This window comes from Kineococcus sp. GCM10028916 (assembly GCF_042674865.1).
Taxonomy (GTDB): domain Bacteria; phylum Actinomycetota; class Actinomycetes; order Actinomycetales; family Kineococcaceae; genus Kineococcus.
On record NZ_JBHTFM010000013.1, the window covers coordinates 260,711 to 267,390 of the forward strand.

A 6,680-nucleotide genomic window follows, 5' to 3' on the forward strand; every position below is an offset into this window, starting at 1 on the left:
GAGGCCCTGCGGTGGGCGTTGATGGGGTCGTGACCGCCGGACCGCGCACCCGCGCCAGCGGGTGTGCGGTGTCGACCAGGGGCGGTCCTGGGTGAGGATGAGCCGGTGAGCCCTCGATGACCGACGACGAACGCCGTTCCGCGCTGCGCCGCATGCGCACGATCGCGACGAGCCTGCTCGTGCTGGCCGCGATCGTCTACGCCCTGACCATCGGCGACACCGGGGCGATGGGCTACGTCAACGCCGCCGCCGAGGCCGCGATGGTCGGTGCGGTCGCGGACTGGTTCGCCGTCACCGCCCTGTTCCGGCACCCGCTGAAGCTGCCGATCCCGCACACCGCGCTCATCCCGCGCCGCAAGGAGGCGCTGGGCAAGAGCCTCGAGCAGTTCGTGGCCGAGAACTTCCTCGCCGAGGAGGTCGTGCGCGACAAGGTGGTGCGCGCCGGCATCCCCCGCCGGGTGGGGTCGTGGCTGACCGAGCGCGGCGGCGCGGCCCGCGTCGTCGACGAGGCCTCGACGGTCCTCACCGGGGCGCTGGGGATCCTGCGCGACGAGGAGGTCACCAACGTCCTCGACCAGGTCGTCGTCCGGCGCCTCGGGGCGCAGTCGTGGAGCCCGACGCTGGGCCGGTTGCTGGGCGAGGTCGTCGCCGACGGCACCCACCACCCCGTCGTCGACCTGACGCTGGCCGAGGCGCAGCGCTGGCTGCGGGCCAACGAGGACCGCGTCCGCTCGATGGTCACCGGCCGGGCACCGCTGTGGGTGCCGGACTGGCTCAACGACCGGCTCGGCAAACGCGTCTACACCGAGGCCCAGAACTGGGTCGACGAGGTCGTCGCCGACCGCGACAGCGCGGGCCGCAAGGCCATCGACGACCTGCTGGCCCGCTACGCCGACGCGCTGCAGAACGACCCGGAGACCCGGGCCAAGGCGGACGAGTTCCAGCAGCGGCTGCTGAACTCCCCCGGCCTGGCCGACACCGTCGCCGGGTTGTGGTCCAGCGTGCGGGGTTTCCTGCTCGAGGCGCTCGAGGACCCCACGTCCTCGCTGCGGGCCCGCAGCGAGGAGGCCCTGGTCGACCTCGGCCACCGCCTCGTCGAGGACGAGGTGTTCGCCAAGCGGGTCGAGGGGCACGTCTCCGACGCCGCGGGGCACGTCGTGCGCCGCTTCGCCCCGGAACTGGCGACGGTCATCTCCGACACCGTGGCCCGCTGGGACGGCGACGACGCGGCCCAGCGGATCGAGCTCCACGTCGGTCGCGACCTGCAGTTCATCCGCATCAACGGCACCGTCGTGGGCGGTCTGGTCGGGGTCTTCATCCACACCGTCACCGTGCTGGTCAGCTGAGACCGACCGGGACACCGGCACCTGCCCTTGCGCCGTTCGGGTGGTGCGGATCGCGCCGGCCGGGGGGTGTGCCGATGCGGGAAGGTGCCCTCCGCCCGGGATCTGCTGCGTCGACGGACCAGCGCCGCCTTCTCGTTGCTACCGCGCGGGCGGATGCTGCCGGACGAGGTGTGGCACCGCCGCCACCGCGCGATCGTGCGGGTGGCCGGGCTGCAGGCGGTCGCCCTGGTCGTCTTCGGCGCCTTCCAGGGGCAGGGTGTCCTGGTCAGCTTCGCGGGCGGCGCGCTCGTCGCCGCCCCGCTGGTGCTGGCGACCCCGACGTCCTACTCGCGCAAGCTCCGGTCGGCGACCGCCTCGGTCAGCCTGTTCCTGGCCGCCACCGTGCTCGTGCAGTTCTGGCACGGCCAGACCGAAGCGCACTTCCACTTCTTCGTCATGGTGGGCCTCGTGGCGCTCTACCAGGACTGGGTGCCCTTCAGCGTCGGGCTGGCGATCGTCGTCGTCCACCACGGCCTCATCGGCACCCTCTTCCCGGGTGACGTCTACGACCACCACGCCGCCATGGCCCACCCCTGGCGGTGGATGGCGATCCACGCCGGGTTCGTCCTGGCCGCCAGCGTCACGCACCTCTCGTCCTGGCGGCTCAACGAGCAGCAGGGGTTGCGCGACCCGCTGACCGGCCTCGCCAACCGCACGATGCTCACCGAGTTCCTCACCCGCGGCCTGTCCCGTCGCGACGAGCTCGGGGTGCTCTTCGTCGACCTCGACGACTTCAAGAACGTCAACGACTCCCGGGGGCACGCGGCTGGCGACCAGTTGCTGCTGGCCGTCGCGGAACGCCTGCGCGCCTCCGTCCGCAGTGCCGACCTGGTCGCCCGCCTCGGCGGTGACGAGTTCGCCGTCGTGATCCACGGCGGATCGACCCCCGCCCGCCGGGTCGGTGAGCGCTTCCTCGCGAGCCTGGCCCAGCCCGTCGACGTCCAGGGCCAGCAGATCTACGTCCACGCCAGCCTCGGCACCGCCGACACGGCGACGATGTGCGGGACCGTCAGCAGCCTGGACGCCCCCGCGGAACTCCTGCGCAACGCCGACCTGGCGATGTACTGGGCCAAGACCAGCGGGAAGAACCGTCTCGTGGCCTACGCCGAGGGGATGTCTCAGGCCGCGCAGGACAAGGCGGCGCTGCGCGACGACCTCGCGAACGCGCTGGCCCAGGGGCAGTTCGAGGTCCACTACCAACCGACGGTCGACTACCGGAAGGGCGGGGACGAGATCTCCGCCAAGGGGTACGAGGCGCTGCTGCGCTGGCAGCACCCCGAGCGCGGCACGGTGTACCCGCTGGAGTTCGTCCCGCTGGCCGAGGCCAGCGGCGACATCCTGGCCATCGGGGCCTGGGTGCTGCGCACCGCGACCGCCCAGGCCGCGGCGTGGACGGCCGAACGCGGTCACCCCGTCGCCGTCGCCGTCAACCTCTCCGCCGTCCAGCTCCGTTCCGACGAGATCCTCGAGACCGTCCGCGAGGCCCTGCGCGACAGCGGCCTCCGCCCGCACCACCTCACGCTGGAGGTCACCGAGAGCGTCCTCGTCGACGACCTCGAAGCGGTGTCCGGACGGTTGGCGCGGTTGCGCGCCACCGGCGTCCTCGTGGCCATCGACGACTTCGGCACCGGCTACTCCAGCCTCTCCTACCTGCGCCGCCTGCCGGTCGACACGGTGAAGATCGACCGCTCGTTCATCTCCGACCTCGCCCACGGCGGGTCGGCGACGACGCTGGTCGCGAGCATCATCGAACTCGCCCGCAGCCTGGGCCTCGACGTCGTCGCCGAAGGGGTGGAGACCGAGCAGCAGGCCCAGGTGCTGCGGGACCTGTCCTGCACCTACGCCCAGGGCTACCTCTACGCCCGACCGCAGCCCGCGCACATCGCGGGGCAGGCCCAGGGGGCACTGCGCGCGGCGCCGACCGCGCAGGTCGCGTCCGCCTGACGCCCGGTGGTGTCCTGAACAGGACACCGGTGGCAGTTCCACGTCGGGACACCGGTGACGCTTCCAGCGGTCACGGTGGTGGAACTCCCCGGTCCCCGAGCCGTGAGCGGCTCACCCGCACCGCCCCGGCTCCACGTCACAGACGTCACGGTCACGACGAATTGCGGACGATCACCCAAGCCCCCTGCGGACCGGTACACCTGACGTTGTGGAACCCCTCGACGAGCAACAACGCCGCATCGAGCACTCACCGCAGCAGTGGGCCAGCGAGGTCGCCAACGCCATCCCCACCCTGCTCCCCGCCTGGGACAGCACCCTGACCGCCGGCACCCACCAGGGAGTCCAGCTGCTGGGCGTCCACGGCACCCTCGAAGCCGGGCGCCCGGTCCTGCACGTCGTCTACCGCCACCCCTGGTGGACCTTCACCACCGGCCTGCGTCACTGGCTCGACACCCGCGATCACCCACGATTGGGCGAGGACCCGGACCCCGCACAACAACTAGCCATCGCCCTGGTCCACACCGACATCAGCGAACCACTGGGCACCTACGCCGACACCCTCGTCCCCGACGCCGACGGCACCTCGTGGTGGGGTGATGAACCCCTACCTGGCGAGCACCACCGGCGAGGTCAGAGACCGAGCGGAGACGGAGCGTCGACGTAGCAGTCATCCCGCGTTGGATGCTCACGGAAGGTTTGAGACGAAAGTGCACCAACCACCACGCTGATCAGGCCCTGGACGACCCCAGCTCCCCAAGGCGGCAGAACAGCTCCCCAGTACCCGGACAGGACCAGAAGACCTCGTCCCCACGGGTCGTGGGAGTCAACGGGTGGGTGGCGGGGTGGCGCGGACACGACGGCCAGATCGTCGCCGTCCCCGTCTCGTAGAAGCCGGCCTCGATGATCCCGTCCTGCAACGCATGAGCCGCTTCGGCAACCATCTCCGCCGTCACCGGGTCACCGGGAGCACCCACGAGGATGCCGTTGCCACCCCCCACCGCCGTCCTGACCATCACCTCACGGGCAGCTGAGTGCGGGTCGTAGGGAGAAGGTCCCCAGTCCTCGTCGATGGAAACGGCGTACCCGCTGGTTTCCAGGTCCGCCACGATGGGGCCGATCACCGCAGCCGTCTCTGTCCTCACCCGGCCAGGATGCCGAAGCCACCCCGCGCGCTGCTACCAGGCCGGCCTTGGCGGTCTTGCCGGCCGATCAGACGCACGGTCATCTCGCGTTGTGCGCGGTCCTGAGCTGGCAGCGACGGCGCGGTCTTGACGAGGAACGGGCAACAAGGGCCTGCACCGATCACGCTGCGACCACCGCTCGAAACACACGGCACCAGCTCGCTGCTCCCTTCGGGGGATGCCCGGCGGTCCGCTACCGCGTCGCTCACGCCGTCGTGGAACATCCGCACGGTCCGGTTCGACGTCGACTCCACAGACGGCGCGGGCTGTCGTCACCGAGCGTCATCGTGAGGGGTTCTCCGTGCAGTTGGTCCACCAGGGGCGCATGGCCGTCTCCTACTCCCAGGTCTACCTGTCCGCCGGGGACCTCCCCGATGACTACGAGGACGCCTTCGCCGGGCAGGTCAACGGCCTGGCCGGCGGGCAACTGCTGGGCCACCTGACCCTGCTGGTCGGCGTGCACACCGGAGACGTCGGCGTCCGGGTCCTGCTGTGCGATGAACCACCGCCGGTCGGGCCGGAGTGGGAGGACGTCGTCGAGGCGCCGTTCACCCCCCAGTGGCCCGAGACGGCCCTGGCCGGATGCCTGTCCGACACCGTGTGCCAGCTGCACCTGGACCAGCCCAGCTACCGCGCCCGCTGGAGCGCTCGGGGCATCGACGCCGGCCGCAACGCCGACGTCGTCATGACCGACGAACCGTTGGTGGACCACTACGAGCTGGCCCTGTGGCCCGCTCCCCCCGCTGCCGATGCGATCGTGCGCATCGGCAGTGAGACCGCCCGCTACCGCCACCGGATGCAGGACCCCGCCTTCGCTCGCGCCGCGCGGACGTCCGCGACGTGGGGTGAGACCCCACTGCCGAGTCAGGCGCTGCTGGACGTCTTCGAAGCGCCCTGGCTGGTCGAGCTGGACCGCGACCTCGCCGAGGACCTCGCGGCGGCCGAACCCGGCGTGCAGCGGGCCGTGGCGTACTGGGCCGCGCAGTGGGCCTGCGCCCGGACCGGCGTCGAGCGCGTGGACTGGATCGCCGCGGCGCTGGGCACGCTACGTGACGACCGGCTGCTGCCGGCGCTGTTCCATGACTCCGACGCCCTGTACGCCCGCCTGGACGAGTCCCTCCCCGCTCCGGACGGTGAGGCGTCCGCGGTCAACGGCTACCCCCGCAGCCGGATCGCGTACGCGGTGTCCAGCCTCGTCGAGGCGGCCGGCACCGACCCCCTGAGCGCGGTCGTGGCCACCGCGAAGGAAGTGTACGAAGCGATCGGGCAGGAGCACGCGGACGCCTTCCTGGCGCAGGTCCGTGAGGAACTGACACGTCTGCGGCGAGAACTGATCGAGCAGTTCGGCGTCGGGGCCGTCGTGGACCACCGGCCTCCGTTCACCGAGCCGGACCCGCTCGATGAGGTGCCCGAGGGGATGGACCCCGAGGTGTACTTCGACCTGTGCGTCCAGGGGGGCGTGGAGGATGGTGAGCAGTTGCCCTCTGAACGGTTGCTGTCCGTCGGCGGCCGCGCGTCGTCCCTGGGCCGGCGGAACCGCGAACTGGCCGAAGCCCTGGCGGCCATGCCGGCCGGCGAGCAGCGCGCGGTGGCAGTGTGGGCGGCCCGCCGGGCGTGCACGATCGCCGGGCTGGTCGGCCAGGATTGGATCGAGGAGGCTCTGCACGCTGCCGCCGGTGGTGGGCCGCTGCCGCCGCTGTGGGACGACCCCGACCAGGTGCTGGCGAAGGTGTTCCCCCTGGAGGAAGGGGACGAGGAGCAGGTCGTGTACAGCGGCTCCCACATCAGCTGGGCCGAGGAGGAGGTTCACCAGCCCTACGCCCCCGAGGTGGTCGCCCTGGACGCGCTGCAGCAGTCCGCGCTGCCCGAGACCGCCGAGGCGGTGCTGGGAGCCGTCGACGCCCTGTCCCTGGGGCACGAGAAACCGAGGACCGTCCTGGAGGACGTGCACCGTCGATTGGCCGCAGGAGACTTTCCTCAGCAGTGACCACAGAAGGACGTCACGGTCATCCCACGTTGCGCGTGAAGCGCACGGTCATCCCGCGGTGCGCGGACTCGAGCCGTTGCTGGCGACTTCACGGATATGGCAAAAGGAGGATGATCGTCTGAGTGACTGTTTCAGATGTGGGTCCATGTCGGGCATGCTGGTGCGGTGGCTGGTGATCGCAAG

General features: G+C 71.3%; 5 protein-coding genes. 4 read left to right on the forward strand and 1 reads right to left on the reverse strand.

Annotation, left to right across the window (positions count from 1 at the left end; all coding sequences use genetic code 11):
- Positions 1 to 116: 116 nt before the first annotated feature.
- From ACFQ46_RS12660 to ACFQ46_RS12670, 3 genes are all read left to right on the forward strand, one after another.
- The gene (locus tag ACFQ46_RS12660; protein WP_380259821.1) at positions 117 to 1,346 is read left to right on the forward strand and encodes a DUF445 domain-containing protein; all 1,230 of its coding nucleotides are present in this window, start codon (positions 117 to 119) and stop codon (positions 1,344 to 1,346) included.
- Positions 1,347 to 1,430: 84 nt separating this feature from the next.
- The gene (locus tag ACFQ46_RS12665) at positions 1,431 to 3,329 is read left to right on the forward strand and encodes a putative bifunctional diguanylate cyclase/phosphodiesterase (RefSeq protein WP_380259822.1); all 1,899 of its coding nucleotides are present in this window, start codon (positions 1,431 to 1,433) and stop codon (positions 3,327 to 3,329) included.
- Between the two features lie 208 nt (positions 3,330 to 3,537).
- Complete coding sequence (locus ACFQ46_RS12670) at positions 3,538 to 3,993, forward strand: hypothetical protein (protein ID WP_380259823.1); 456 nt, start codon at positions 3,538 to 3,540, stop codon at positions 3,991 to 3,993.
- 64 nt (positions 3,994 to 4,057) lie between these two features.
- On the opposite strand, the gene ACFQ46_RS12675 is transcribed toward ACFQ46_RS12670, so the two are convergent.
- Positions 4,058 to 4,471, reverse strand: coding sequence for a hypothetical protein (locus ACFQ46_RS12675; RefSeq protein WP_380259824.1), 414 nt, complete (start codon positions 4,469 to 4,471; stop codon positions 4,058 to 4,060).
- Positions 4,472 to 4,811: 340 nt separating this feature from the next.
- On the opposite strand from ACFQ46_RS12675, the gene ACFQ46_RS12680 reads away from it, so the two are divergent.
- The gene (locus tag ACFQ46_RS12680) at positions 4,812 to 6,497 is read left to right on the forward strand and encodes a hypothetical protein (RefSeq protein WP_380259825.1); all 1,686 of its coding nucleotides are present in this window, start codon (positions 4,812 to 4,814) and stop codon (positions 6,495 to 6,497) included.
- Positions 6,498 to 6,680: the final 183 nt, after the last annotated feature.

Excerpts from the sequence above, each read along its gene's own strand:
- ACFQ46_RS12660 (WP_380259821.1), top strand. The coding sequence starts at position 117 with ATGACCGACGACGAACGCCGTTCCGCGCTGCGCCGCATGCGCACGATC.